Origin of the sequence: Paenibacillus alginolyticus DSM 5050 = NBRC 15375, from assembly GCF_000422905.1 — a bacterium.
GTDB classification, from domain to species: domain Bacteria; phylum Bacillota; class Bacilli; order Paenibacillales; family NBRC-103111; genus Paenibacillus_E; species Paenibacillus_E alginolyticus.
Genome location: NZ_AUGY01000104.1, coordinates 1 through 25,174 on the forward strand (window position 1 = coordinate 1; position 25,174 = coordinate 25,174).

Here is a 25,174-nt window from a genome sequence, read left to right on the forward strand (position 1 = left end):
TGTCCAGGTGCACGACACGGTATTTGCGCAGTACTATAGCCTTAAGAAAGCGGAGCCGGCCAAATACGCCGAAAAACGTGCCCTTGCGCTTACAGCTCGTAAATTGGTGCGGTTGGTCGACTATCTGCTTCGAACCAACCGACTCTACGAACCCAAGGAGGTGATCCGACAACAGAAATGACATAACCTTACTCAACCATTCCACCTATTATTTTGGAAATTAGAAAATATTTCCATATAACCAAAATAGGGTGGGTTTAGTTTCGTGCGGCCTTTTTTAGGCTCACCCCCTAAAAAAGTTACGGTTCTTCAAGATTTATTCCAATTAAGGTCTTGACATAGTACCGCTGCTCTATTCGTTGATGTTTGGATTGCTCTGCTGTTTGCATCGTGCTGTTGTCTACAAGAATTAGCTTACACGTCAGGGCATTACAATCGAATAAAAATTCCGTGCTGCACATTACAAAATCGTAAAAAATTGATATCCTCACTCGAAAAGCAATACAAAAACGGCCTTACAGATGTAAAAGATTTGAGAGAGTGCTCAGATCTTTTACGGCTGTAAGGCCGTTGTTCACTATTGTGGGGAAAGTGCTAGCATTAACACGATAAAGGTAAATTTCAAAGTCTTAAACGCTAAGATCAGTAGGACTATTACTTTTAACCACGCTATGTGAAGAGGAGCCCGTAAGTCGTTGCGGGGGGAATACTTGGCGAACGGGAGCAATAATGAGTGCGGCCACCACAGCTTTGATGGCATCTCCTATTAAGAACGGGTAACACGCTGCTGCCATGGCTTTGGCGAATGTATAGGTAGGTACTTTGTACATTAACCAAGGAACTCCGGCCAGATACAGAATAAGAGAGCCGAATACTTCAAGGACTAAGAAGGCGGCGATGTAACCCATGATGCCATTCATGCGAATACGAGGTAAAATAAGACCGATAAGCATAGCCGAAATTGGCCAAATCATAATGAAGCCGCCAGTAGGTCCGAGGACGACACCTAAACCGCCATTCCCGTGAAGCAGGGGAAAGCCGATAGCTGTGAGGACAACAACGAGTGCCATACTAAGGAATCCATAGCGAGCTCCCAGAAGTCCGCCGGCTAGCATAACCGCCAGTGTTTGCAATGTAATAGGCACAGGTGTTAGAGGAAGAGAAATTTTCGCAAAGCTGAATAAAACGAGAATAGCGGCAAATAGTGCACTAAAAACAACGCCGCGAAGAGTGAGTTTCATATTGTTCATCGCTCCTGTTTCTGTTATTGTAAATGTATTGTCAACCAACTGTATCGACATCGGTTGACAATCAGATGATAGCACATCTTTTGTGAAAGTGAAAGGAACTTTTTACATATGACAAACAGAGAGATTTTAGCTTCTTTGGAGAAAGCCTCCGTGATCTATCGAACAGAATCGGGAGAAGGAAGGCAAGTGTGGTCCGATGTCTCTATGGATATTCATCAGGGTGAGTGGATTGTAGTTGTAGGACCCAATGGCAGCGGCAAAAGCACACTAGCCAGCGTATTACTGGGCTTAAGTCCGCTCTCTGATGGGCAGTTCGTGCATAAACAAAACCAGCATAGGCTAACCCGAGGTGTGCTGCAAATACCGGATGCCCAGTTTATTGGAGATACGGTTCAGGAAGAGCTGGACTACCTGCCGAATGGGCAAAATTTAAGCACAGAAGCACGTAAAGAATGGTACATTGAAACCTTGTCTGCCGTTGGACTGACGATCCCAATCGAGCGAACACTTAACACGTTATCCGGTGGGCAAAAGCAGTTGTTGAATCTCGCAGCAGCGCTTGCTGCTCAACCAAAGATTCTTGTATTAGATGAGCCGACCGCTATGCTGGACCCTGCGGCAAGGAATGAAGTGCGCCAAGCGGTACGCGAAGCGCATAAGCAGGGGACGACGATTGTGTGGATTACTCATCGCTTGGAAGAGTTGGCGGATGCCACCCGTGTCGTTGGTTTTGGAGAGGGACGGATAAGCTTTGATGGGGAGCCGAGAGCGTTTTTTTATGGGGAAGGGGGAGAATTACCGGTCATGACACCATGTATGGAATTAGGGTTTGATCCGCCTTTTGTGGTTAAGACTGCCATTGGTCTACTGCAGCAAGGTTGTCAGCTTGACCTCCTCCCGCTAGATATGGAAGAGCTGGCTAAGGCGGTGGCAACCTTATGTCCATAGCTCTGCAGGACATTCGGGTAGATGCTCCGGATGACCCTAACAATCAACTGCTGAATAATATCAACTTCAACCTGACGGATGGATCAATAACCTTGTTGATTGGTCATACTGGTTCTGGAAAATCAACATTGCTGCAGGTCCTGGCCGGAATTCTGGAACCAACCTCAGGAACAATTACCCTTGATGAGCAGCCACTGTGGTACAAGCGGAAAGTAGACCAAGCCCATCTTCTGCGTCTAGGTCTTATCTTTCAATTCCCCGAGCAGCAGTTGTTCGCGCGCAGTGTACGCCAGGAATTCGCGTACTCTTTGCGTCCTTACCGGCTCGGGGCGGACGAACGCAAGCGCCGCATTCACGCCGCTTGCGCTGATCTCGATCCACGTGGCGTTATCGCCATGGATCGTTCGCCTTTCTCGCTGAGCGGTGGCGAGCAGCGCCGGCTCGCGCTGACAACAACCTTCGCCACTGAGCCGGATTGGCTCCTCATGGATGAGCCAACTGCCGGCTTAGAGGCGGCAGCCGTCCGCGAATTGCTGCGCATCATTCGCGCGAGGGAGCATGGCGGCTTCGTCATCGCCACGCACGACCTGGACACGTTCTTTCCGCTAGCGGACCGTGTCCTCGTTCTAGACCGCGGCGCGCTCGTCTTCGATGGCTCGCCGGCAGAGCTTTGCCGCGCGCCGGAGGTGCTGACGCGCGCGGGCGTCGGCCTCCCGAGCTGCGTGGAGGCCGCTGTCGAGCTGGCGCGCTATGGCATCGCCATCGCGCCGGACCGGCTCACGCCGGAGCTTGCCGCTCCGGCGATCGCAGAGGCGCTGCGCGAACGCGCCAGCGCCAGCCCTAGCCCGGCGCCGCAAGCGGCAGCGCCGGGCTCGAAGGCCACGCGCGAAGCGGGCGTGGCAGCGAAGCAGCCGCAGGCCGCGTGGCTGCGGATCGACCCGCGCGCGAAGTGGCTGCTCTACCTGCTGCTCGTCATCGGGACGATGCAGCAGCAGCGGTGGAGCGGCCTCGCGGCCTCCATGCTGCTCCTCAGCCTCGCGTTTCTCGGCCTCCCGCGATCCGTCCTTCGCGGCAGCATGAAGATCGCCCTGCCATTCCTGATCTTCATGTTCATTTCGATCCTTCTGGCAGGGCTGGACTGGTTAGCGGCCGAAGGGCAGTTTCCGCTTGGTTTCTCGGCGGAGCGTGGCTGGAGCACGGCACTCACGTTGACACGTTTGTTTCTCGTCCTCATGGCAGGCTATTGGCTAGCCGTCACGACGCCTTATGGTCAGCTCGTGCAAGGGCTCAATTGGGCTTTGAAATATTTCCACAAAGTTAAGCTGCCAGTTGAATCGTTTTCTTTGGCCGTTTCCTTGATTTTCCGCTTCATTCCGCTTATCCTGCGGGAGTGGCAGCGGTTCTCAGCCATCGTTAGAGCCAGAGGCAAAGCATCCATTCGCCCGGGGTCTGTTCGTTCACGAGATATCCCGGCGCTGGTCGTCCCTTTGCTGCTCGCTATGTTTCATAAGGCTGAGCAAATGACTATTGCGATGGAACTGAAAAAAATCGACGGCAAACAGCTGCTGCTGAAGAAACACACTTTACAGTGGCGAGGCATTGACAGCATCCTCATTGCCATGGGCATTCTTTGTTTTTCATTACTACTGTACATGCAATCATAAAATCCGGGGGCTGTCCCTAATGTAGATAAATCTACTTGAGGACAGCCCTTTAGGCCTATTCATCATCTGGGACATTCGAATCGGTATGAGGGAGAGGGAGGTTTTCCAGTTAGATGACCGTTTAGAACAGTTAACGTCAAATTAACTGGAGGAATTCCTGTTAGATTTCGCTCCGTATCGAAACAAAATAGAGGCTGCTATCATGCTGTGTTTCTTGCTTCCTCTTGTAGCTCCTCTTCCAACCACTATCTGTAATCTCATCCGCCCGCCACGTCATGTTGAGACCAATCCCTCCGTATACTATACTTAAATCAAGAACAGGGACGGCGGTGGCGAGATTGGACACAGCGTACACAATTTACGAACAGCAGATGTTGAAAAAGCTGAAACGCTGGGAAATCCGGCAGCAGAAGGCTCCCAACCTGATGGAGAGAGCCTCCAAATCTGTTCAAACCAGCATTAATAATTTGATTCCCGATAAGGTACATAAAACGATCACCGCGACCGTCAAAGGGATCGTGCAAACGACTCTATTCGGTATGAATTACATCCCCAAAAACGACCCGATATACGGCGCCTCCTTAGCAGATAGCGATGCTAGAGCTGAGGAATTATTATCCTTATATAAAAAGATTGCCGCAGCAGAAGGAGCAGGTACGGGAGCGGGCGGGATCCTGCTAGGACTGGCGGATTTCCCGATTCTGATCGGCATTAAATTGAAATTCCTATTTGAGCTGGCGCATGCTTATGGCTACTCGACCAAAGATTATCGGGAGCGGTTGTTCATTCTCTATGTGTTTCAGCTGGCCTTTTCCAGTCCGAATAAGAAACCGGATCTTCTTCATACCATTAAGAATTGGCATGCCATTTCGCATTCCTTCCCCCCGGCTGAGGACTACATGAATCTAGTGGACTGGCAGCAGCTGCAGCAGGAATATCGGGATACAATTGATTTTCGTAAAATGCTCCAGCTCGTTCCCGGCATCGGGGCGGTGGTGGGCGCTTGGGCGAACTTTGGTTTGCTGGAGGAGCTCGGCGTGGCAGGAATGAACTGTTTTCGATTACGCAGATTACATGATAAAGCGGAGAGCAAAGGCTTCGAATCCAAATAAAACGCTTATTGTTCAAAAACTGGTCAAATTTATAGTGATTTTCGATGAGAAATAACATAAGATAGAAGAAAGAGTCGTCAACCGGCTCTTCTTATAAAAGTATGTGATATTTTTCACATATATATGTGATTTATTTCACAAAATGGAGGAGAGGATTTCAATGAGCAAACCGAAAGTGGTTATCCTTGGCGCAGGTTACGGTGGTCTGGTCACAGCTATTAGACTTCAGAAGCAGATGAAAGCAAGTGAGATGGATGTAACCTTGGTGAACAAACATGATTATCACTACATCACGACCCATCTGCATATGCCGGCTGCCGGTACCGATCATCACGAAAATGCCCGTGTGGCGATTGCGGATTTGATTGATGAGCGTAAGATTCATTTTGTGAAATCAACGGTAAGTAAAATTTTGCCTGAGGAAAAGAAGGTTGTGCTCGGGGATAGGGACCTCTCCTACGATTATCTGGTTATTGGGCTGGGGAGTGAGACCGAGACATTCGGTATTCCTGGGATGACTGAATATGCGATGTCGATTAAGAGCATTAACAGTGTGCGCTTTATTCGCCAGCATATTGAATATATGTTTGCCAAGTCGAAAATGGAGCCAAAGAGGAAAGAGTACCTCACCTTTGTGGTTGGGGGCGCAGGCTTCACTGGAACAGAATTTGTGGGGGAATTGGCGGATCGGATCCCTGTGCTGAGCAGGACCTATGACGTCGACCTGTCCACTGTGCAAATTATTAATATCGAAGCCTCTCCATCGGCGCTGCCTCCCGGTTTGCCTGAAGATCTTGTCGAATACGGTATGGAAGTCATGCGCCGCAAAGGTGTTCAGTATAAACTATCCACACCGATTAAGGAATGCACACCAGATGGTGTTATTCTCGGCAATGGCGAGTTCATTCGTGCAGGCACCGTTGTTTGGTCGGGAGGCATTCGCGGGAATTCCTTGTTACAGCAAGCGGGATTCGATGTTCAGCGGGGGAGGGTCAAAGTGGACGAGTGCTTGCGCTCCTACCAGTATTCGGATGTATTTATTACCGGTGATTGCTCAATTGTGATGAGCCCTGAGGGGATGCCTTACCCGGCGAATGCCCAGATTGCCGTTCAGCAAGGCTACAACGTAGCGAGAAATCTTCTATCTGCCGTTCGCGGCCGCGACCTTAAGCCCTTCGCTTACGATTTCAAAGGGACCGTGGCATCCTTGGGCAGAGGAGAGGCAGTTGGTCTTCTCAAAGTGAAGAAAGTCAAAGGGAAATTCGCCGCTCTCCTGAAAAAAGTCATCGATGCTCGCTATCTATACCTCATTGGCGGCATCCCGCTCATATGGAAAAAAATGATTTTCAAACAAAAAACAACAGCCCGCAATTATCACGTGCCGAATTAATAAGATGAATAGTAAAAACTGGATGGAGAAGATCAGAAATTAATCTGATTTTCTCTCCAGTTTTATTCTTTATGCCAGAAATTAAGTTTTTTTGGGGCTTGGGAGAGTCCAAGTTTCCCCCTAATAATTTTGTCATATATTTCTGCATGTATTTTATCATGCACTTCAGTCATATATTTTTGTCATGTATTTCTAGTCAGAGCTTCTTGGGAAGTCAGCACGTCTTTTGTACTCACAGCCTCTTCCGCATTCGTCAGCACTTCTTTTCTCATGAACAAGCAAGCTATGAAAGCTGCGATAGCGAAAAAGATGCCTATTGCGAAAATGTGTTGGAACGCCTCAGTAAATACCATTTTGATCTGCAGCAGTAAGCCATCTGAGAGCCCCTGTGGGATGCCTCCATTTAGGATTGTCTTTGCCGTTCCTTCTGGAAATTGGTCCGATAATCCGGATAAACCGCTGGCGATATTTCTGGAAAGCAAACTGCCGAAGATACTGAACCCTAGCGTGGTACCAATAGCCTGTAACAACTGCACGGTTGCAACCCCGACTCCGCTATGTTCCTGCGCAATGGATTCCTGCACGATTAGATTGTCTGAACCGAATAGAACGCCGATCCCAAGTCCCAAAATGAAGAACGCCGCGATAATATAGATAACTGTTGTATCAACCTGTAAGCGTGATAGAAGGACATAGCTTACGATCGGGAAAATAAAAGATACGATAAAGAGCTTCTTGTAGTCGATCTTCGTTATGAGATTACCGCAAAGAATACTAGCAGGAATCGCACCCGCCATGAAAGCTAGCGTCAAGTAACCAGACGCGGTCGGTGACATCCCCATGACATTCTGTGCGAAAAAAGGGAACCCAGACATGCCGCCCATGATGCCAAGCATCGTCAAGAAAACAATGCAGGACAAAACAACGACGGATCGATTTCTGAAAAGTACAAGCGGAATAATCGGTTCCTTGACCTTCGATTCGATGCGGATAAAGAGCGCGGTGAATACGACGAATAGCGTCAATAAGCCAATTATAACAGGGGACGACCACGTATAGCCTTTGATGTCGATCAAGACCGGACCCAGAAGAAGTGAGAGCATGGCAAGAACGAGTGTGAAGGCTCCTGCCCAGTCAATGGATTTTTTCTCGGTGTTGATCGTTTCACGTAAGCCTTTGGAAACGATAAAGGCAGCAATAAGTCCTATAGGAATGTTGATCAGAAAGATCCAATGCCAGCTCACATAGCTCACGAAATACCCGCCAATCGTAGGTCCGATCAGCTGTGGCAGTATCAATAACGGCCCGACAAGGCTCTGGACCTTGGCTCGCTGCTCCAGCGGAAATGTATCGCCAATGATGATCATGGCTAGAGGCATAAGTCCACCGGCTCCGATTCCTTGAACGCCTCTTCCGATTAACAGTATGGTCATCGAATCAGCGAGTCCACTAATGATGGATCCGACCATAAATAAGGCCACACAGCTTAAATAAATCTTCTTGCGACCATAAATATCGGCAAGCTTGCCGAAGATCGGCATGAATATCGTAATCGAGAGCATGTATATCCCTGCTACCCAGCCGTAAAGTGTCATGCCTTGCAGATCGCGAATAATAGTAGGCAGAGCCGTCGATACAACCGTTTGATCCAGCTCTGAGAATACCAGGCCAAGCAGCAGACCGATTAGAACTAACGTCTTGTTGTTTCCTTTCTTTTTCATCATTACACCTCATCTTTAACTAAATTCCTAAACGCTTCACTAAGTATAGATCCACGAGGTGTTTCACTCATCCGACGCAAGCTTTAAAAAGCTCTCGGTCTGGCGATGTAGTTTTTAAACGTTGAATGAACGTAAAAAAGCCCTTTCGGGCTTTCTGGTGTTAGATGCAATCATAATTGGAGATGTTTCAATAAATCCATCCTATACTGTCTAGGTGTTACCCCAGTCCACTTCTTAAAAGCACTTTGAAAGGCACTTGGCTCTGAGAAGTGAAGAAGGTAAGCGACCTCTCCTATTTTATATTCCGGTTTAGCCAAATAACCCACAGCAAGCTCTCTTCGAGCTCGATTCAAGATATCTTGATAGGTTGTATTTTCCTGCTTTAACCTTGCCTGAATGCTTCTAACACTCATTTTGAAAGCCAACGATGTCTCTTTTAAACTTGGAAAAGGCATCGGCATGTCCTTCATAATCCAATTGTATAGTTGGTCGGAAAATGTTCGACCTTGCATGAGTCTGTGTCTGGTTTCCTCCGCGATAGCCTCGAAGGTCCCTAATAGCTTGGAATCCGCTAATAAAATGGGATAGTCCAGAATGTCCTTGCTTATTCGAATCGCATTCGAATCCATACCAAACTGCGGCGTGATCCCTAATACCGACGTATATGCGTCAATCTCCGTGGAGAGAGCATGAGTGAAATGCACCTCTTTTAAAGAAATGTTTCGGCAGCTTAGCCTTATCATTAAGTGGTACAAAGAGCTAGCCATATCCTCTATGCAGTGCCTGGAAGGTTGCTTGTAAGGATGATTGTAGGACACCCCGATGATAACGTCATTCTCCTCTATTTGCCAATTGATGTTATACCCATTGCATACGATCACATTATATTTTTGAAAAGCTGCTAAGCCTTGAGCGATTGTTTTTGAATGAAGCATCACATATCCAAGAATCCCTAAATCGGAAACCTCTATGTTTTGTCCTTGATGTAATCCGAACATATCATCCGATGTAATGGCAGCGGCAGCTTCCGTCAGGCGTTCGAAATCCTCTTCCGACAACCGAGCCTCGGGGTCTTGAAGAATGGACTCGTCCATATTTGCTTTTTTGAAAAATTCGTCTTTGTTATGTCCCTTGAACACAATGGCTTTGATAATCGGATAAACAAGGGATACAGATAACCCTGAGTAGTTTGGTACCAATTCCCGAGACCTCCTTTCTGCACATAAGAATAAGATTTTGGCATGTTTCATCATACTTTTCTAGATCCAAATGGCTTATTCTTACTTTATCTTAACACGCACTGTGATGAAAGATGAATAAACAGAGTCACGAGGAGGCAGGATTATGCGACCAAACATAGCCATTATTAACGGACATCCTTATGCCAAGAGCTACTGCACAGCGTTATCGGAGGCCTACAAGAAGGGTGCAATTGCTAGCGGCTCGGAGGTTCGCAGCATTCATATAGGCTCTTTGTCTTTTGAACCGAATTTGAAATACGGCTACCATCAACGGCTGGAGTTAGAAGAGGATTTGCTTGCTGCTCAAGAGACGATTCGCTGGGCGGATCATCTGGTGTTCGTCTATCCGATATGGTGGGGGACGGTCCCAGCGATCCTAAAGGGGTTCATCGATCGTGTATTTCTGCCTGGCTTCGCCTATCGCTATCGTCCAAATTCCATGTTCTGGGACAAATTGTTGAGTGGGAAGTCTGCCCGTCTCATCGTAACCATGGATACGCCTTCCTGGTACTATCGTTGGGTGTACAAACAAGCAGGGCATCATGTCATGAAGCGTGGGACCTTGCAATTCAGTGGAGTCAATCCCGTCAAGATTACAGAAATAACTCCCGTTAAGTCTTCAACGGATAAGCAGCGTGAAAAGTGGCTGGCAGATGTTGAAAAGTTAGGGTTGAAGCATTCATAGAATGGGCTCACGAATCAATCGTATTAAATTTCAAATTCCCGCTATTTCTAATATTAACCTTTACATTTAATGTGATCTTGAGCCGTGGATACCAGAATTCTCTCCATTTTTTTAGTTGATCATGCGAAAGATCATTACGGAAATATTGTCCGTAACCAAATAAATCCGATTGATTTTCCTGCAGCTTGGCAAGCATCGCTTTAGCTCTTTTATTCAACAAGTTTGTGAGTTCTTCCTTAATCTGTTCTTTACGGGGGTTACCCTTCGTCTCCAAAAGCATGCCAACGACCTTCATATCCGTTTCCACATGAGGTGTATCGCCATCCCAATGATGACGATGCTTAAAATCCACGTCGATAATAAGAACAGTGGAATGCTCCATTACTTCTACACTAGCCCCCTGAAAATCACCTTTCATAACGTTGTATATGAGCGTATCATCCGAAGAAATCGTTCCAACCATGACGCTCCGACTCATAATAGCGGAACCATCTATTTTAAACATTGTACGATCTCCAGATTTAATGATAGGAAGTGCATAATCTTCCGTATGTGAAAAGCCCCCTCGAAATGCTTCCCATAAATACACAATAGACGTATTGGGGGTCCAGCCAGCCAGCTTGTTGAAATAATCATAGCTCGCAGTGCCCCCCTCCGCTCCGCCTTGCTCTTTTTTTTTCAACATTTCGATAAAATCACCTCTATACACAGAAACCAGCGATTTAGGTGCAATGTCATGAGACCTAATAGCATATTCAAGCACTTCTTTTATACCAAGCTTAGCGGTTTTTTCATCAATCATAAGAAGTTTGAGATGCAGTAAATCAATACTACTTTCTACATTTCCACGTATCCGATCCAAGGCTTCACTAATGGTTGAGGCTTCCCCCGTTAATATTCGTGGCGTCGTATTTGAGGAATTAGGTTGTGGCACTCGAAGCCCCACTCTATACGTTTTGGCATCTGTTTGACTAATAGCCATCGCCACAGGCAGTATCCTTTTATTAATATCCTTATTGTCCCAACAGCCTGATAATAGGGATATGGCTAGGAGTGATAGAACTGAACGCAATATGTATGTCATCCTTGGTTAACTCGCCTCCTTTGCAGCGCGCCAATAATCCCAATTACGACCGGAAAGACAAAGATACAATAAGCTCGTAGCCCAGTATCCAGCCAAATGAGGTGTTCGGTTTCAGACCAACCCGGAACCAGTGAACTTAGCATGTAGGCCGTGATTGTAACAATTACACTCAACCATTTATTGGATAAGGGTACTACAATGTTCCGGAACATCTCAGCTATGATCCAAATTAAAACCGCACTATAGAGAACTAGAAAAGCAATCGTAGAAGTTGTGTAAAACAGCGTCATTCTCTCGAATATGGACCAGCTCATATCGATCGTATCCATCCCCGTGTGAAGAGGGAATTGGAATTGAATGACAGTCTCTTGTCCGAAAATGAGAAGGGGGATATAAACGGAAGCCAAATATAAAGGAAACAAGCCAGCAATTAAAAGTATAAATACCTTGCGGCTGCGCGCGACATTTCGAAAAAAAGGGTGAATCATACCCAAAAATAAAAACCCGGAAAAAGCAAAAAAACTAATAAGCAGGATGCTTCAAAAAGTCAAAGCTCGTGTTCCAAATTGGGAATGCATTACGTATATCGAAATTTGATATGGAGCTGCTGAGTGCTGCAAAAATCCAAGGTATGAACAAAACGGAGATAATGACACTTGTTCGGAGCACAGTCTTGATGCCATACCAGGCTGCAAACAAACCCAAGAAGATAAAACAGAGTAAGGCCCCTATCGGCGTTTTTGGTAAAAATACGATGGTCATCATTTCCGAATACACCCTAGAAATTAATACTAGAGTCGCGAGAAAATATAACATGATTGGAATTAGAAGGATTCTTGATATCCAGGGCCCCAATACTTGTTTACAAATCTGAACGATCGTCATGTTAGGGAAAGATGACAGTCCTCTTAGATAGATCCACATCATGGCTGCTTCAAATAGGCAGCCTATCAGGATAGCTTCCCAATGGCCTTTGCTTGTCGATTCAAATATTTTCTCAGGATATAAGAAAAATATCAGCCCGAAATGTACAATGATGAATGTCAGATAGACGGATATTTTATTAACCATCCTGGGGACCTTCCTTTACATTTACATTGATGTAAGCGACCCCAAATGTCGAGATAGAGGCCATATAGATGGACAGCCAAATGAGTCCGCCAATCGTACCGAGAACACCAAAAATAGCACTAAACACAATCAAAACATATTTAGATAATCGAATAAATAGCCCATTTTGTACCCCGTTTAATGTAAAATTCGCTAAAGCCGAAGCTGCCAAAACAATAATGAATAGATTACTAACCAATTTGGCGCTTACAACGGCTTGCCCAAGAATAATTCCACCCACTGTCGTTATCGAAGGACCGATACTCTTGGGAAGACGAACACTGGCTTCAATCAGCATCTCAAGAATAATTAACATAAATATGACTTCCAAAAAGGCCGGATAGGGTACCCCTTCACGACTCTGGGCAACAGACAAGGCTAGCTGAATTCTCAATACCTCTGGATTCACAGAGACCAAAGATACATATATAGCAGGTAGGACTAAAGCGATAAACAAGCCGATAATCCGAAGCATCCGAAGGGTAATCATTGTAGCCTTGGGAAAGTTGCGATCGGATTTAACGCACCAAAGATCAGTAATGATAACTGGTAAAATAAAAGCGAACAGAAGTCCTTCAATAAACAGGATAACACGACCGTTTTTCAAATGGTCTGCTGCTTCTGCCGGTCGCTCAGAAGTTAGACAAGGGGAAATAAGACTGAAATTCCCCTCTCCCAATACCTTGATGATTTCTTGCAAATGATTAAATTCCTTTGCCTTATTTGCCTCAAGCTTCTTCATTAAGGAGGAAAGCAGCCTATGATTAACAGAGTCGGATAAATAAGCTAAGGTGGTGAGTTTTGGTTGTTTTGTTCCCATCAATAAAGTATTCATGGTTAGCGTAGGGGATCTTAGCTCATTGCGGATCAGCGCCATATTCGTGTCCAAATCCTCGTTAAATGCTCCGTAGGAAGACTCAACCACATTCTCATTTTGTGGAACATCTATCGCTCTCTTAATCATGGTTGGTACGGGCTTGATCACAAAATTTCTTATAGGGTTATCGAGTAAGTAAATAACTAAGTTACCTTCCAATAAGCTGTTCATCTGCTTGTCATAAGTAGCGATAAATTGGCCATTCAATAGGCTTATTTGTTGTTGCCAATCACTGATTGGACTGGAATCCATCCAAGATAATAATTGGTTCGTATGTGCTAAATTAACAAAGGGACGAAAATAACAAAAGACAACTGCCTGACCCAAAAGTTGCTTTCGTTGCATCACAAAATCACTATTTGATTCGAATTGACGTTTAATTTTGTCTATATCCGTTGTTTCTGTCAGATTCATGTTATATCACCTGAGATTAGGTTTCCTTGAGAGACGGAAATTTATTCCTTGTACCATGACTGGGAAAAAGTCTGCCGTAGTAGCTCCGATTTCACGTTGACTATTTCCAAATTATGGATTATACTCGGATCAGTTGGTACCAGGTACTAATTTTGGGGGAGGGATTTAAATGAAGTACTTTATTATTACTGGGACATCTAGAGGTTTAGGTGAAGAACTTGCTCGTAGACTTCTATCCCCTGAACATCATTTACTTTGTATTTCCAGGAATAGGAATGTGGCCTTGATGGCTGAGAGTGAGCAGATTGATTACTTTGGATTTGATCTAAATGATATCGATCAAGTGGATCGTCTAACAGGGATGTTTGACACTTCCTTACAGGAAGAAGCACGGAGTGCCAATAAGGATGTTTTTGCCGCCTCTGAACTATTTAATAGGGTGAAGGATCAGGGGATGCTCGTATCGCCTACGACTATTGCCGAGAAGTTGGTTGATTTACTACTAAGTGACCAATTTGCCCAAGGCATTGTCGTTGAAGAGCTTTGAACATCCAAAATGAAAGAAGATTTTCCAGAAAAACAAGGCTATCAGTCGATCTGGGTATCAAGGCGGTGAATTCGGTTTGATATTAAGAAGAGCCTAGCTAATGGGTATGATTTGGCGGGTTCTACTTTTAAGCATAAGTAAAAGCCCTTTCGAGAATCTCGAGGGCTTTTATTTATGCCAAAATGGATCGTGTATTTCGAAGGATATTTTTCATGAAATCGGAATCAACAGGAACGCTCGCGATGATTTTTATTTTACGCTTTCTTACGTCTAAGCTTTTCAACTGATCCGTAAGGACGGCACCAGTGAAAGGAAGTCCCTCTGGAAGTGGCACTTCAAAAGCGTAGTCCTTTGTTTGGTTGGTTATTGGACAAACGAATGCAAAGCCAGTTAGCTGATTAAAATCTACTTCAGATAATACAATTACGGGACGACGACCAGCTTGCTCTCGCTCAGCTTGTGGGTCGAAATCAAGCCAAATTAGATCCCCGCGTGCTGGAATTATCAAATCAATTCGTCTCCTTCAACGCCAAAATCTATTTCTTCATGACGTGGTGAATTTGGCTTAATTTTGGAGAGAAGCGTAGTTAGATGATTGCGCAGTTCCTCGTTTGTTTCTTGTGGTTTAACTACGGGCCGAAGAAGGATCTCATTATCAGCAGTCACCATAATTTGCAATTCTGCACCTTCCTCAAGGTTAAGAAGCTTCAAGAATTGATTAGGAATACGGACTGCGCTGCTGTTACCCCATTTACTAAGCGTGGCAGTTGTCATTAGAATCCATTCCTTTCCTTTATTGTTTTCCAATTATATCGCACTCCTTACAACGTGTATATACATAAGATATACATAAAACGTGTATTTGATACCACAAATAGCACCATGCCTAGCGGCGCTATTAGCCAAATGTTTAAAAAACAACGATGTAATAAGAGAATGGAAGTAAATCAATGAATCGTATGATTGTAAGCGTATTATTGAGTGAATGTAGTGGTTGGAGTTATCTTTTTAAGTTTTTTCAATCCTTTACTATGCATCAAGAAGAGAGTAGTATTCAACTCGTACCTTACAGTTGAATATTTCGCTTAATTTTCTTATTAGAAAAGCGGGGGAACCACAAGTTTCATGGGGTGAGTAAAGGTGCTTACGTATGGCACCATTTAGGGCAGATTCTCGCGGCCCGAACCCGACAGCTAACCTCGTAAGCGACCGTGGGAAGGAGAACATGTGTATAAACACAAGGTCTATCCTTGTGTTTTTTTGCGTCCTAAAAAGCAAGTTTACGTCAGATATTAGGTTTAATTGGGGGAACTATCACGAATGACAAGCGACTCATTGAAAAAAATTATGTTTGGCAAGCCGCTTAAATCCAGCGAAATGGAATCTGAAAAAATGCCGGTTTGGAAAGGGCTGCCGATCCTATCCTCGGATGCCTTATCGTCGGTCTCCTACGGGACAGAGCAGATTCTTTTAGAACTTGCGACTGTTGGGATTGCCGCTTTTGCGTTTTCTTTGCCCATTGCGGTATCCATTATTGCTCTGATTATGCTGCTAGTTTTGAGCTATAGGCAAGTGATAGAGGCCTACCCACAGGGTGGCGGAGCGTATATGGTTTCCAAAGAAAACCTAGGTATGGTGTGGGGAAGGCTGACAGGGGTTTCGCTGCTCATTGACTATACCCTTACCGTTGCCGTTTCGATCTCTGCCGGCGTGCAGGCGATTACGTCAGCTTTTCCATCGGCGGTGCCGTATATTGTACCGATTACTCTAGTTCTTGTGTGGATCATGGTTTGGCTTAATTTAAGAGGAACTTCGGAATCAGGTACGATATTCGCTATTCCAACATACTTTTTTATACTTTGTATTTTAGTGCTAGTGGTCAAAGGTATATACGATATGCTTACGGGATCCATCAATACACATCCCATAGCTTTTGCTCCGAGCTCAATGACGAGCTCATTAACGTTATTCGTCCTTTTAAAAGCATTTTCTTCCGGGTGTTCTGCCGTGACAGGGATCGAGGCCATCTCGGATGCCGTGCCGCATTTCCGCTCACCATCCGTGAAAAACGCGAAGCGTACGTTAGTTTCCTTAGGGTCACTTTTGGCTATCGTGTTTGGAGGCGTAACGGTGTTAGCATTGGGATATGGGATTGTACCTGATCCTAATGGCCATACATCCGTCTTATCGATGGTGACAGAGCAGGCTTTTGGTCGTGGAGCGATGTACTACGCAACTCAAATTGGTACCATGCTCATTCTGGTTTTGGCTGCTAATACTAGCTTCAACGGCTTTCCAATCTTAGCATCCATTATGGCACAGGATAAAAATTTCCCGCGTATGTTCGCATTCCGAGGAGACCGACTTTCGTTTCACTATGGGATTATCACACTTGGTGTGCTTGCAAGTATTCTTTTGATTGGTTTCAAAGGTAAGACAGATGCACTCATTCCTCTATATGCGATTGGCGTTTTTTTATCTTTTACACTTGCGCAAGGCGGCTTGGTTCGTAAATGGTTGAGAGAGCGAGTGAAAGGTTGGATCGGAAAACTGCTCATCAATGGTTTAGGCGGCATCGTTTCTCTTGCTGTTTTACTCATATTTTCCATAACTAAATTTACTGAAGGTGCATGGATTGTTATTATTATAACGCCGCTGCTGCTTTGGATAATTACGAAAATAAGTCATCACTACGATGATGTAGCGAAGCAGTTGCGTATTGATATAACGATTGAGCGGGTTTGCACGAAGGAACCGTTGATTATTGTGCCTGTGGCGGGCATTCATCGAGTTGTAGCACAGTCCTTGAACTATGCGAAATCATTGTCGCCAAACGTGATTGCCTTCTATGTATCGTTCTCGGATGAAGATGAAGAATTGATGCAGGAGAAGTGGGAAAAATGGGATCCGGGCGTTCGATTGGTTATTTTTAAATCGCGTTATCGGACGATACTTAAGCCGCTTGCTGAATTTATTGAGAGAATTGACACACATGTTTCGGAAAAACAAAACATTATGGTCATTTTACCGCAATTTATGCCGAAAAAATGGTGGCATCGACTGCTCCATAACCAGTCCGCTGCACGCATTCGTTCGAAGCTGCAAGCAGATAAAGATATCGTCGTGGCGACGGTACCGTATCATTTGCACGAGTAGAAGTGTACAATAATAGGGAGAAACTGAACTGAGGTGAACCCGTTATGGCAAAGAAAAAATGGTCGTCTACTCCTGCTGTTACCAGCGTGCAAGATAAACCCGCAACACTTAAGGATTTACTGCGCCCGGAAATACTTGAGGGACTCAAAGCACAGGCTGATGCCATGAAAGCAGAGGAACAAGCGAAGAAAGAGGCAGAGAGAGCGAAGGCTGAAGCTGCTCGCAAAGCGGAAGAAAAACGACTTGAGAATGATTTTGGACATCTGCTGTCTAAAAGCAGTCTAGATTGGCGAAAGCACAAATGAGGGAGCGCACAGTGTGCCTCCTTTTCTTTCTTTTCGTAATGTTAGCGTTGTCATCCTGTGAAATGGGGAATGGAAAAGCAGCTCAAGGGACTGCTGAAGGAAATGGTGCACCTGTAGTGACAACGACACCAGGATCAATGCCAACAGACATATCAAAAGAGACACCAACATCAACACCAATAGTGCATAAAGAGACTCCGACGCCATCGGCGGCATTGGCATCAGCTCCAACAGACATGGATACACCGCTGATTCCATCTTCGGCTCCAAGCGACCCCAGATCATCGCCTAGTCCGGCTTTTTCGTCTTTGGAAAAGACCCTAATCGAGCGTTACGGAAACGCTAAACCAAAGAAATGGGGCGAAAATGTCCCAGGCGTTCGGACACATCTTACAACGAAGGAACAAGTGATTGCGCTGACTTTTGACGCATGTGGGGGGAAGGAGGGCAGTGGGTACGATGAGAAGCTGATCGACTATTTGATCAAGGAGAACATTCCGGCTACCTTATTTATCAATGCGAGATGGATAACGGCCAATAAAGACATATTTGCCAAATTAGCCGCAAACCCACTGTTCGAGATTGAAAATCATGGGACCGAGCATCGGCCATTGTCTGTAAATGGCAAGTTGGCGTATGGCATCGCGGGAACCAAGAATGTGAACGAAGTTATTCATGAAGTGAAAGACAATGCGGACCAGATCGAGAAGCTGACTGGACGGCGTCCTGTATTTTTTCGCTCGGGCACAGCCTATTATGATGATGTTGCAGCAGGAGTTGTTCATGATTTAGGCTTTCAGTTGGCAGGTTACAACGTACTCGGAGACGCTGGAGCGACTTATAACACGGAACAAGTATACAATGCGCTGTTGAAAGCCCGAAGCGGTTCTATCGTACTAGCGCATATGAACCACCCGGAGAAAGATACGGCAGAAGGTATCATGAAAGCAATTCCTAAGCTTAAAAAAGAAGGCTACCGCTTCGTGCTACTAGCTTCCTATACCTTAAACTAAGCGATAGCTGCAGCAGCTATCGTTTTTTCATTTCAAAAAATTCACAAGCCTCTCGATCATAATACGTCAAATCACTAACTCGAGTTTGTACGACAACTGTCGTTTCACTGAAACGTAAGACAACCGCATTCGAATCCACAATGTGATCATCTTTGAAAACACGGACGACAGCCTGTCTTTCAACAGCATCTTGAAAATCTGTATCCGTTACTAAGCGTTGATTTCTAGCCATCCTCGGCATTCCCCTAACTTGTTTAAAATAGTTCTTCTATTGTACCACAAGGTGTCGATCAACCCGAATTCACACGAACTCCTCCGCCCAGACTAGCATACAATATAGCACCAAATTGGGCAGAGAGGGTGTAGCGATGAGCCGTGTGCTCATTCGAACAGGCATTAATGAAACCATGGTCGCTCCGCTAACCCGATTTATGCGAACGCCTGCTTTCTGGGGTGACGGGTATGGCGGGGTTGATGGTTTGGGTTCATCCCAAAACAAATAAACCCGCCACACCCATGGATGCTCCATAGGTGTAACGGGTTCGGTGAATACACCTACACCAAAAACATCGCCACGACCGTCGTCACTTCCCAAACAAATAGATGCAAAAAGTGCATCAAATTACAGTGAATTTTCCAGTTTGAGTAATAATGATGCATTTTGTGCATCAAATATCTGCATTATAAGCCGAAAAGGGCTTTTCGCACCGAATTGGCTGCACTTTTTGCATGATTTCACTCGAAAGAACAGATATTGACAAAAATAGCTGCACTTTTTACACAATGTCGGTGTCGGCCAGTGTCTCCTAGAATCCTAATTCAGCGATATCGCAAGACAAGCGCAGGAAGTATCTCCAATTTCCCATGCAATGAGCGGAAAACGTACGGGATCGGAGTTGCCTATTTTCCACTTTAAGCAGTAAGCTTACATACAGTGAACTCGAATGGAAGTTGGAACTCAACACTATAGGAAGTTGGAGATGAGATAGATGGAAGCCAAGTTTTGTATGGCCTGCGGAGCCGCTATGGAGTCGCGCGATGTGGATGGCACGATAAGAAGAGCTTGTACGGTGTGCAGCTTTGTTCATTGGGGTGATTATAGCATTGGTGTCGGCGCGCTTGTGATGAAGGATGAGAAGATGCTGCTTGTACGCAGGGCTCAGGAGCCTGGGAAAGGACGATGGACCAACCCGGGCGGCTATATTGAGCAGCATGAGCTGATCCAAGATACGATTGAGCGCGAAGTGTTGGAGGAGAGCGGAGTCAAAGCGGTTGTCAATCGCCTAGTAGCCGTAAGGGATTTGCCTAGAAGTATACATAATGTATACATTGCTTTTGAAATGGATTACATCAGCGGTGAGCCTCAGCCAGACGGCGTGGAGGTCGACGCAGCGGGATTTTACAGCTTGGCCGAGATGGAATCGATGAATGTGGCGGATTTTACACGCTGGCTTATCGATGTGGCTCTACATTCCAAATCGACAGGTCTAGTCGAGGATAAAGATCCAATCATCAAAATGGAAGGGTACGGATTGTACCGTGTCCCTAAAATATGACCCAGGCGATCAAGCTTCGCGGACATCACCTACTTTGTCTGCTAGGATACAGAGGAATGGGTTATTCGAAAGAGTTTTGCGAAAACATGACGACCGTCTACGAGGAGTTGCGTCAAAAGCCCGAAACGATGATCCGCATTGTTCTTGGACCTGATGATCTTTGCGCAGCTTTCCCGAAGGATCAAGAAGCGCATTGTGAAAATAGGACCGTCTATCAGCACGATGCAGAAATCGTCACTAAGCTTGGCTTGCAAATGGGGATGGAGCTGAGCTGGTCGGAGATTTGTGGGCAAGTGGCCGACCGTGTGAAACCGAGCGACATTGGTCACCTATGTGCCACATGCCGCTGGGAGCCTTACGGTGTTTGTGCGGAAGGTGTACGATTGATCGGTGAGGGGGGCGATTTGCCGCCCGTCACTACAAAAAAAGAGGGCTAGCGTGTAGACGCAGCCCTCTTTTTGTTATACAAAAACACTCACATCCGAAGCGTTCTCCAGCTTCTCCGCAGGAGAAGACAAAACATTTGCAACCATAAGCAGATCATCTACAGGTCGAAGGATGGATCTGAGGAGTCTGCTGTCTTTCATCTCCGGCTGCAGCCACATCTCGGCCTGATCTTGGTCAAGTATCGCAGGCATTCTGCGTTGATAAGGTGAGACGAGTGAGTTCGCTTCTGTCATCAGCATCATACAAGTACGAAGCTCCTCTTCACCAGATGGAGCCCGCCAGACATCATACAGTCCCGCGATGCCGAAGGTGCCGCTGCGCATTTTGAACTTAATCCACTCTGTCTCTTTTCCCTCCGTCACGCTAATATAAAATCCACTGCAAGGAATAATACAGCGCTGCTTTCTGACGATACGCTCGAAGACGACATTGGTGAAGATCGAATCGCGGTCCCCGCATACGGCATCTTTTGCCCAGAACGGCATCAGACCCCAACGGAATTCATCCAAGATGCGTTCTCCCTTTTTATTCATCATCACAGCGGAAACAGATTCTGTCGGCCTCACCTCATAACGATTGGAGCTATACGATAGCAGCCGATCAATGCGGAATTGTTTAACAAGCTCGTTGACATCAGCAAGAATAGATATGGAATGACACATTGTTTTACCACCTCATTTGGTTTTGGCTATTATTTGCCTATTCAACCAAATTCATGTATGAGGCTTAGCTTTTTCCTGGAAAGGCTTAAAAACGAACATCGGAGGCCAAAAAAAACTAGAAGCTTTAAGGCTCCTAGCAATGAATAAACTATTCGGAAATATGCGAATGAATGCGATTTTTCCCATTTCTTTTGGCGGTATACAAGCATTCATCAACAAGCTGGAACCAAGCTTTTTTCATCGTGTTGCGATTATAGCTAGCGAGTCCGATACTCATCGTTAACGGTTGATCCGGCATCTCAGGAATTTCCGTATTTCGGATGATTTCCATTAATTTTTCGCAAATATGTAAAACTTCCGCGTGTGATTTGCCTACAAATAGAACGGCGAATTCCTCACCGCCATAGCGAAAAGACATATCGTCAGGGCCGAGCGCGTCTTTCAGAATGGAGCCGATCGTTTTGAGAACCATGTCACCGACCCAATGTCCGTAGGTATCATTAATCTTTTTGAAATTATCAATATCGATAAGAGCAAGCTCGAGCGGCGTATCATGGGGCATATGCGAAATCAGATGATCGGTATGTTCTTGAAAAGAACGATGATTAAAGAGCTCGGTGAGCGCATCCACTTTGGAAAGGCGGTCAATCATCACATTTCGAATAAGGAGATCCTGTTCGCGAACGACGGAATCTTTTAACTCGGTAATGAGAACTAGCCCTTTATTCATAATGACAAAGCAAACAAGTGCGGTTGAGGTGAGGACTGTAAAGGACACGATCACATCAGAAGTCATTAATGCATACCCTTGATATACCTGGCAAACTAGTAATGAAATGAAATATATAAGACCTAAACTATAAGCGAAAATAATATATTTCTTTTGGAAATAGATTGAGGCTAAAATAATAGGAATACTAATTAATTCGTAGCTGCTCATCAGCTCGGGAATACAGAGAATAAAGATACAAACCATGGTCATGGTCCATATAATCATGATAAAATCGCTGTATCGTTTCAGAAAGTGAATAGCCAAATAACCGGCTCCCATTAAGGAGAGCTGCAGGCAGGCCGTAATGATTTGAACATGCATAACCTTGTTAAACCATTGCGAAGGCTGATCATACCTATTAAAGAAGAATCCAAGTAGAGCAACCACTTCGTAGAGTAATAGGATCCACCATAAAATATGTATAAGTTTTCGATTCCATATATGATCATTAGCGGGAAGTTGTTCCATGTAGAGGAGGCCACTTTCCTTTCGGTTTAGCAATTATTGGAAAAACGTTTTGTGCCTTAACAATCATTGTAAAGAATAATACCCCGTTTAGGCAAGCTGTTTACGAAGGGGAGTCTTTGTATTTTTTTGTAAATATCGATTAGGGTTATCAGGAGGGGCTATGACAGCTCAAGGTTATGTACATGCATGGGAACATTATAAAGATGAGCTTACCTTGTTGGATAAAAAGCTTGAGCTTTTATATAAGCGTCGTCAAAAGCTGACGCCAGACCCGCAAACGGATTCGTTTCGCGGGATGTTCGTGTCCGAAGATGAGTTCATCCGCCTTATAGACGGGCAAAGTGGGGATGAGGAGCTGGATGGGGAAGAACTCGAGCTCATGGCTACAATTCAGAATTCGGAAGCATTCATTGCCCTGCGACGTGAAGAAAGCCGCAAGGCAGGTGTGTTCTTGCCACTGTCGTATGTATCTTCTGTATTTGGGCTTTCGCTTGTGGAAGAGCGGTTCGTTATGCTGGGGCTCGCGGTAGAGCTAGATCGCAAATATGAACGCATCTTCGGTTTTCTGCTAGATGATCTGACCAGCAAGACGCCTAATATTAGTCTAGCGCTGCAAATTGCTTGCAGCAGCCCTGAGGACATGCGGGCAGCGCGAACGACATTCATGGCGCCGGAGGGTAGACTGGCGCGCTATATGCTTCACCGCGAAGCGCAGGAAATTAGCGGTCAGACGTTATTGTCGAGGCCGCTGCTTCTGGATAAGCGAATCATCTCATTCCTGCTGGATTCCGGTGAAATGGACCCGAAGCTGAAGCCGGCAGTCCGGATGGTTTATCCCGATGACGAGCTGGCCCCTCTGCTCGTCCATGAGGATTTTCAGCAGCGGCTGCGGGGTTTCATCCAAGCTGCGTTCCAGGCTCCGGCGGCTGAGCGCAAACGGCACGCATTCCACCTGTGGGGGAATGCGGGCGCAGGCAAGAAGCTGCAGGTGGCGCATCTCAGCGGCTTCTTCAATAAGCCGCTGCTGCTTGTTGATCTCGCTGATGTGCTTTTGCATGCAGCGAGTTTTGAAGATCAGCTGAGCGCAATTGTTCGCGAAGCGATCCTGCACCAAGCCGTACTGTGCTTCACACGGCTGGAGGCGCTCTATCCGGAGGAGCCGGATCTTGCGGCGCAGCGGCGACTCGGCTGGTTTCACGAGCTGCTGGACGGCTACGGCGGCATGGTCTTTCTGCTAGCCGGGCGGTTCAACCGGCTAACGTGGAAGCCCAAGGAGCGGCTGCTCCTTGAGCACGAACTGCAAGTGCCGGACGAAGGCGGGCGTGAGCGCCTTTGGACGGCATTCGCGCGCGAGCTCGGTGTGAGCGCGGACGTGGACTGGCGGGTGATGAGCGGGAAATTCCGCTTCACCCCGGGGCAAATTCGCCGCGCTCTGACGCTGGCGCGCGGGTACTCCGCCTGGCAGCGCGAGGCTGCGGGGGAGGGCTCCAGCGATGCGGCAGCGCTGAACGTGCTGAGAGCAGATGCGCTCTACAAGGCGTGCTACCAGCAGGTGCAGCACAAGCTCGAGCGCAAGGCGACGCGTATTGAGCCTCGCTATGGGTGGGGAGATGTCATCCTCCCGCCTGAGCAGAAGGATCAGCTCCGCAACGCGTGCAATCAAGTGAAATACCGTGGCGTTGTCTACAGCGACTGGGGTTTCGAGAAGAAGCTGGCCTACGGCAAGGGACTAAGTATGCTGTTCGCCGGCCCGCCGGGCACAGGGAAGACGATGTCTGCACAGGTTGTCGCCGGTGAGCTTCAGCTGGAGCTCTACAAGGTCGACCTCTCGCAGGTAATCAGCAAATATATTGGTGAGACCGAGAAGAATTTGCATGAGATCTTCGAGGAAGCGCAGCTTAGCAATGCGGTTTTGTTCTTCGACGAAACCGATGCGCTGTTCGGAAAGCGTTCGGAAGTCAAAGATTCGCATGATAAATATGCGAACATCGAAACCGCCTACCTGCTCCAGAAAATGGAGGAGTATCAAGGTATAATGCTACATATAATCTAGACAGCAAAAAAGGAGTTTCTTAGTTGTATGACAGGTCCAAGAAGGAAGTTCAGCCCAGAGGAAAAAGCCCGGTTGGTACTGGAAATTCTGAAAGAAGAAAAGACAGTATCACAGCTCGCAGCTGAAGAGGGTATACATACGAATGTCCTCAACCGGTGGAAACTAGAGGCGGTTCAAAACCTCTCACAATTGTTTGTCGATGATCGTAAAGGCATCACGAAAATGAAGCAAGACTACGAGCAGCAAATCGATGAACTCTACGGCGAGGTTGGCAGATTGACCACCCAATTGTCGTGGCTTAAAAAAAATCTAGCCTCTAATCTGTCCCGAGAGGAACGAATCGATCTGTTGGAATGGGACTGCCCCGAACACGCTATCTTGGTGCAAGCGGATCTACTAAGCTTGAACCGCTCCAGCCTTTACTACAAACCGGTTCCTCCATCCTCGGAGGAGATTCGCCTCAAACACCGGATAGATGAGTTATACACGAAGCATCCGTTTATGGGATATCGAACAATAGCTTCTATTATGAATCGTGAGCATGATCGGATTCATGAAAATACGGTTCGGCGCTATATGCGTGAAATGGGAATCATGGCCATCTATCCAGGTCCGAATTTAAGCAAACGTGATCTTCAGCACAGGGTGTACCCGTATTTGCTGCGCAAATTAGCTATCACAGAGCCTGAACAGGTCTGG

Annotated in this window: 27 protein-coding genes and 1 riboswitch; of the genes, 14 read left to right on the forward strand and 13 right to left on the reverse strand. The window is 46.2% G+C overall.

Annotated elements, in window-relative coordinates; all coding sequences use genetic code 11:
* The coding region (locus G519_RS51740) for a hypothetical protein (protein WP_208860923.1) at window positions 1–196 on the reverse strand (196 nt) is incomplete at its 3' end.
* 433 nt (window positions 197–629) lie between these two features.
* Window positions 630–1,241, reverse strand: a complete 612-nt coding sequence (locus G519_RS0132155) for a biotin transporter BioY (protein WP_029198142.1) — start codon at window positions 1,239–1,241, stop codon at window positions 630–632.
* Window positions 1,242–1,400: 159 nt separating this feature from the next.
* On the opposite strand from G519_RS0132155, the gene G519_RS0132160 reads away from it, so the two are divergent.
* From G519_RS0132160 to G519_RS45585, 4 genes are all read left to right on the forward strand, one after another.
* A complete protein-coding gene (locus G519_RS0132160; RefSeq protein ID WP_244280295.1) occupies window positions 1,401–2,198 on the forward strand; it encodes an ATP-binding cassette domain-containing protein in 798 nt (265 codons plus the stop codon).
* A complete protein-coding gene (locus tag G519_RS48095; RefSeq protein ID WP_051253870.1) occupies window positions 2,189–3,862 on the forward strand; it encodes an ATP-binding cassette domain-containing protein in 1,674 nt (557 codons plus the stop codon). The genes G519_RS0132160 and G519_RS48095 overlap by 10 nt, the downstream gene beginning before the upstream one ends.
* Window positions 3,863–4,200: 338 nt before the next feature.
* Window positions 4,201–4,974: an EcsC family protein gene (locus tag G519_RS45580; protein ID WP_036634603.1), complete on the forward strand. Its 774-nt coding sequence runs from the start codon at window positions 4,201–4,203 to the stop codon at window positions 4,972–4,974.
* A 160-nt stretch (window positions 4,975–5,134) separates the two neighbouring features.
* Window positions 5,135–6,364, forward strand: coding sequence for an NAD(P)/FAD-dependent oxidoreductase (locus G519_RS45585; protein WP_051253871.1), 1,230 nt, complete (start codon window positions 5,135–5,137; stop codon window positions 6,362–6,364).
* 182 nt (window positions 6,365–6,546) lie between these two features.
* On the opposite strand, the gene G519_RS45590 is transcribed toward G519_RS45585, so the two are convergent.
* Both G519_RS45590 and G519_RS0132185 read right to left on the reverse strand, forming a co-directional pair.
* Complete coding sequence (locus tag G519_RS45590) at window positions 6,547–8,088, reverse strand: MDR family MFS transporter (RefSeq protein WP_244280296.1); 1,542 nt, start codon at window positions 8,086–8,088, stop codon at window positions 6,547–6,549.
* Window positions 8,089–8,255: 167 nt separating this feature from the next.
* Entirely contained in the window at window positions 8,256–9,284 is a 1,029-nt protein-coding gene (locus G519_RS0132185; RefSeq protein WP_029198144.1) for an AraC family transcriptional regulator, read from the reverse strand.
* Window positions 9,285–9,429: 145 nt separating this feature from the next.
* On the opposite strand from G519_RS0132185, the gene G519_RS0132190 reads away from it, so the two are divergent.
* Window positions 9,430–10,011: an NAD(P)H-dependent oxidoreductase gene (locus tag G519_RS0132190; protein ID WP_029198145.1), complete on the forward strand. Its 582-nt coding sequence runs from the start codon at window positions 9,430–9,432 to the stop codon at window positions 10,009–10,011.
* A 7-nt stretch (window positions 10,012–10,018) separates the two neighbouring features.
* Here the strand turns inward: G519_RS0132190 and G519_RS0132195 are convergent, their stop codons facing one another.
* From G519_RS0132195 to G519_RS0132210, 4 genes are read right to left on the reverse strand one after another with little or no spacing between them, the layout of a single operon-like run.
* The gene (locus tag G519_RS0132195) at window positions 10,019–11,095 is read right to left on the reverse strand and encodes a Ger(x)C family spore germination protein (protein WP_029198146.1); all 1,077 of its coding nucleotides are present in this window, start codon (window positions 11,093–11,095) and stop codon (window positions 10,019–10,021) included.
* Window positions 11,092–11,583, reverse strand: a complete 492-nt coding sequence (locus G519_RS0132200; protein WP_127528230.1) for a hypothetical protein — start codon at window positions 11,581–11,583, stop codon at window positions 11,092–11,094. The genes G519_RS0132195 and G519_RS0132200 overlap by 4 nt, the downstream gene beginning before the upstream one ends.
* 34 nt (window positions 11,584–11,617) lie before the next feature.
* Window positions 11,618–12,166: a GerAB/ArcD/ProY family transporter gene (locus tag G519_RS0132205; RefSeq protein WP_029198148.1), complete on the reverse strand. Its 549-nt coding sequence runs from the start codon at window positions 12,164–12,166 to the stop codon at window positions 11,618–11,620.
* On the reverse strand, window positions 12,159–13,496 hold the full coding sequence (locus tag G519_RS0132210) for a spore germination protein (RefSeq protein WP_051253873.1): 1,338 nt from the start codon (window positions 13,494–13,496) through the stop codon (window positions 12,159–12,161). The genes G519_RS0132205 and G519_RS0132210 overlap by 8 nt, the downstream gene beginning before the upstream one ends.
* A 169-nt stretch (window positions 13,497–13,665) precedes the next feature.
* On the opposite strand from G519_RS0132210, the gene G519_RS0132215 reads away from it, so the two are divergent.
* Entirely contained in the window at window positions 13,666–14,043 is a 378-nt protein-coding gene (locus G519_RS0132215; protein WP_029198150.1) for an SDR family NAD(P)-dependent oxidoreductase, read from the forward strand.
* 172 nt (window positions 14,044–14,215) lie between these two features.
* Here the strand turns inward: G519_RS0132215 and G519_RS0132220 are convergent, their stop codons facing one another.
* On the reverse strand, window positions 14,216–14,551 hold the full coding sequence (locus G519_RS0132220) for a type II toxin-antitoxin system PemK/MazF family toxin (protein WP_029198151.1): 336 nt from the start codon (window positions 14,549–14,551) through the stop codon (window positions 14,216–14,218).
* The gene (locus tag G519_RS0132225) at window positions 14,548–14,850 is read right to left on the reverse strand and encodes an AbrB/MazE/SpoVT family DNA-binding domain-containing protein (protein WP_029198152.1); all 303 of its coding nucleotides are present in this window, start codon (window positions 14,848–14,850) and stop codon (window positions 14,548–14,550) included. The genes G519_RS0132220 and G519_RS0132225 overlap by 4 nt, the downstream gene beginning before the upstream one ends.
* 265 nt (window positions 14,851–15,115) lie before the next feature.
* A riboswitch (cyclic di-AMP (ydaO/yuaA leader) is annotated at window positions 15,116–15,266 on the forward strand.
* A 97-nt stretch (window positions 15,267–15,363) separates the two neighbouring features.
* Here G519_RS0132225 and G519_RS0132230 point away from each other — a divergent pair.
* The 3 genes from G519_RS0132230 to G519_RS0132240 all read left to right on the forward strand — a co-directional run bounded on the left by G519_RS0132230 (window position 15,364) and on the right by G519_RS0132240 (window position 18,517).
* Window positions 15,364–17,199, forward strand: coding sequence for an APC family permease (locus G519_RS0132230; RefSeq protein ID WP_029198153.1), 1,836 nt, complete (start codon window positions 15,364–15,366; stop codon window positions 17,197–17,199).
* A 44-nt stretch (window positions 17,200–17,243) separates the two neighbouring features.
* A complete protein-coding gene (locus tag G519_RS0132235) occupies window positions 17,244–17,504 on the forward strand; it encodes a YqkE family protein (RefSeq protein WP_029198154.1) in 261 nt (86 codons plus the stop codon).
* Between the two features lie 116 nt (window positions 17,505–17,620).
* Window positions 17,621–18,517 carry a polysaccharide deacetylase family protein gene (locus G519_RS0132240; protein WP_161632971.1) on the forward strand — a complete coding sequence of 299 codons (897 nt, stop codon included), beginning with the start codon at window positions 17,621–17,623 and terminating at the stop codon, window positions 18,515–18,517.
* Window positions 18,518–18,533: 16 nt separating this feature from the next.
* On the opposite strand, the gene G519_RS0132245 is transcribed toward G519_RS0132240, so the two are convergent.
* Window positions 18,534–18,749, reverse strand: coding sequence for a hypothetical protein (locus G519_RS0132245; protein WP_029198156.1), 216 nt, complete (start codon window positions 18,747–18,749; stop codon window positions 18,534–18,536).
* Window positions 18,750–18,885: 136 nt separating this feature from the next.
* Between G519_RS0132245 and G519_RS53135 the strand changes: the two genes are divergently transcribed.
* The 3 genes from G519_RS53135 (at window position 18,886) to G519_RS45595 (ending at window position 20,510) form a co-directional block, all read left to right on the forward strand.
* On the forward strand, window positions 18,886–19,020 hold the full coding sequence (locus tag G519_RS53135; protein WP_268633740.1) for a hypothetical protein: 135 nt from the start codon (window positions 18,886–18,888) through the stop codon (window positions 19,018–19,020).
* A gap of 486 nt (window positions 19,021–19,506) precedes the next feature.
* Window positions 19,507–20,073 (forward strand): NUDIX hydrolase, encoded by a 567-nt coding sequence (locus G519_RS0132255; protein ID WP_029198157.1) that lies wholly within the window; start codon window positions 19,507–19,509, stop codon window positions 20,071–20,073.
* 56 nt (window positions 20,074–20,129) lie between these two features.
* The gene (locus G519_RS45595; protein WP_244280297.1) at window positions 20,130–20,510 is read left to right on the forward strand and encodes a DUF1284 domain-containing protein; all 381 of its coding nucleotides are present in this window, start codon (window positions 20,130–20,132) and stop codon (window positions 20,508–20,510) included.
* A 24-nt stretch (window positions 20,511–20,534) separates the two neighbouring features.
* Here G519_RS45595 and G519_RS0132265 read toward each other — a convergent pair whose 3' ends face one another.
* The gene (locus G519_RS0132265; RefSeq protein WP_029198158.1) at window positions 20,535–21,182 is read right to left on the reverse strand and encodes an SOS response-associated peptidase; all 648 of its coding nucleotides are present in this window, start codon (window positions 21,180–21,182) and stop codon (window positions 20,535–20,537) included.
* 148 nt (window positions 21,183–21,330) lie between these two features.
* Entirely contained in the window at window positions 21,331–22,422 is a 1,092-nt protein-coding gene (locus G519_RS0132270) for a GGDEF domain-containing protein (RefSeq protein ID WP_029198159.1), read from the reverse strand.
* Window positions 22,423–22,582: 160 nt separating this feature from the next.
* Between G519_RS0132270 and G519_RS45600 the strand changes: the two genes are divergently transcribed.
* A complete protein-coding gene (locus G519_RS45600) occupies window positions 22,583–24,475 on the forward strand; it encodes an ATP-binding protein (protein ID WP_036634615.1) in 1,893 nt (630 codons plus the stop codon).
* 27 nt (window positions 24,476–24,502) lie between these two features.
* Window positions 24,503–25,174, forward strand: a 672-nt coding sequence (locus G519_RS0132280; protein WP_029198160.1) for an IS3 family transposase, incomplete at its 3' end; no start/stop codon positions are given.

Excerpts from the sequence above, each read along its gene's own strand:
- G519_RS0132155 (WP_029198142.1), bottom strand. The coding sequence starts at position 1,241 with ATGAAACTCACTCTTCGCGGCGTTGTTTTTAGTGCACTATTTGCCGCT.
- G519_RS0132205 (WP_029198148.1), bottom strand. The coding sequence starts at position 12,166 with ATGGTTAATAAAATATCCGTCTATCTGACATTCATCATTGTACATTTC.
- G519_RS45590 (WP_244280296.1), bottom strand. The coding sequence starts at position 8,088 with ATGATGAAAAAGAAAGGAAACAACAAGACGTTAGTTCTAATCGGTCTG.
- G519_RS0132230 (WP_029198153.1), top strand. The coding sequence starts at position 15,364 with ATGACAAGCGACTCATTGAAAAAAATTATGTTTGGCAAGCCGCTTAAA.
- G519_RS0132255 (WP_029198157.1), top strand. The coding sequence starts at position 19,507 with ATGGAAGCCAAGTTTTGTATGGCCTGCGGAGCCGCTATGGAGTCGCGC.
- G519_RS48095 (WP_051253870.1), top strand. The coding sequence starts at position 2,189 with ATGTCCATAGCTCTGCAGGACATTCGGGTAGATGCTCCGGATGACCCT.
- G519_RS45585 (WP_051253871.1), top strand. The coding sequence starts at position 5,135 with ATGAGCAAACCGAAAGTGGTTATCCTTGGCGCAGGTTACGGTGGTCTG.
- G519_RS0132210 (WP_051253873.1), bottom strand. The coding sequence starts at position 13,496 with ATGAATCTGACAGAAACAACGGATATAGACAAAATTAAACGTCAATTC.
- G519_RS0132200 (WP_127528230.1), bottom strand. The coding sequence starts at position 11,583 with ATGATTCACCCTTTTTTTCGAAATGTCGCGCGCAGCCGCAAGGTATTT.
- G519_RS0132190 (WP_029198145.1), top strand. The coding sequence starts at position 9,430 with ATGCGACCAAACATAGCCATTATTAACGGACATCCTTATGCCAAGAGC.
- G519_RS53135 (WP_268633740.1), top strand. The coding sequence starts at position 18,886 with ATGAGCCGTGTGCTCATTCGAACAGGCATTAATGAAACCATGGTCGCT.
- G519_RS0132215 (WP_029198150.1), top strand. The coding sequence starts at position 13,666 with ATGAAGTACTTTATTATTACTGGGACATCTAGAGGTTTAGGTGAAGAA.
- G519_RS0132195 (WP_029198146.1), bottom strand. The coding sequence starts at position 11,095 with ATGACATACATATTGCGTTCAGTTCTATCACTCCTAGCCATATCCCTA.
- G519_RS0132270 (WP_029198159.1), bottom strand. The coding sequence starts at position 22,422 with ATGGAACAACTTCCCGCTAATGATCATATATGGAATCGAAAACTTATA.
- G519_RS0132245 (WP_029198156.1), bottom strand. The coding sequence starts at position 18,749 with ATGGCTAGAAATCAACGCTTAGTAACGGATACAGATTTTCAAGATGCT.
- G519_RS45600 (WP_036634615.1), top strand. The coding sequence starts at position 22,583 with ATGACAGCTCAAGGTTATGTACATGCATGGGAACATTATAAAGATGAG.
- G519_RS45595 (WP_244280297.1), top strand. The coding sequence starts at position 20,130 with ATGGGTTATTCGAAAGAGTTTTGCGAAAACATGACGACCGTCTACGAG.
- G519_RS0132235 (WP_029198154.1), top strand. The coding sequence starts at position 17,244 with ATGGCAAAGAAAAAATGGTCGTCTACTCCTGCTGTTACCAGCGTGCAA.
- G519_RS0132265 (WP_029198158.1), bottom strand. The coding sequence starts at position 21,182 with ATGTGTCATTCCATATCTATTCTTGCTGATGTCAACGAGCTTGTTAAA.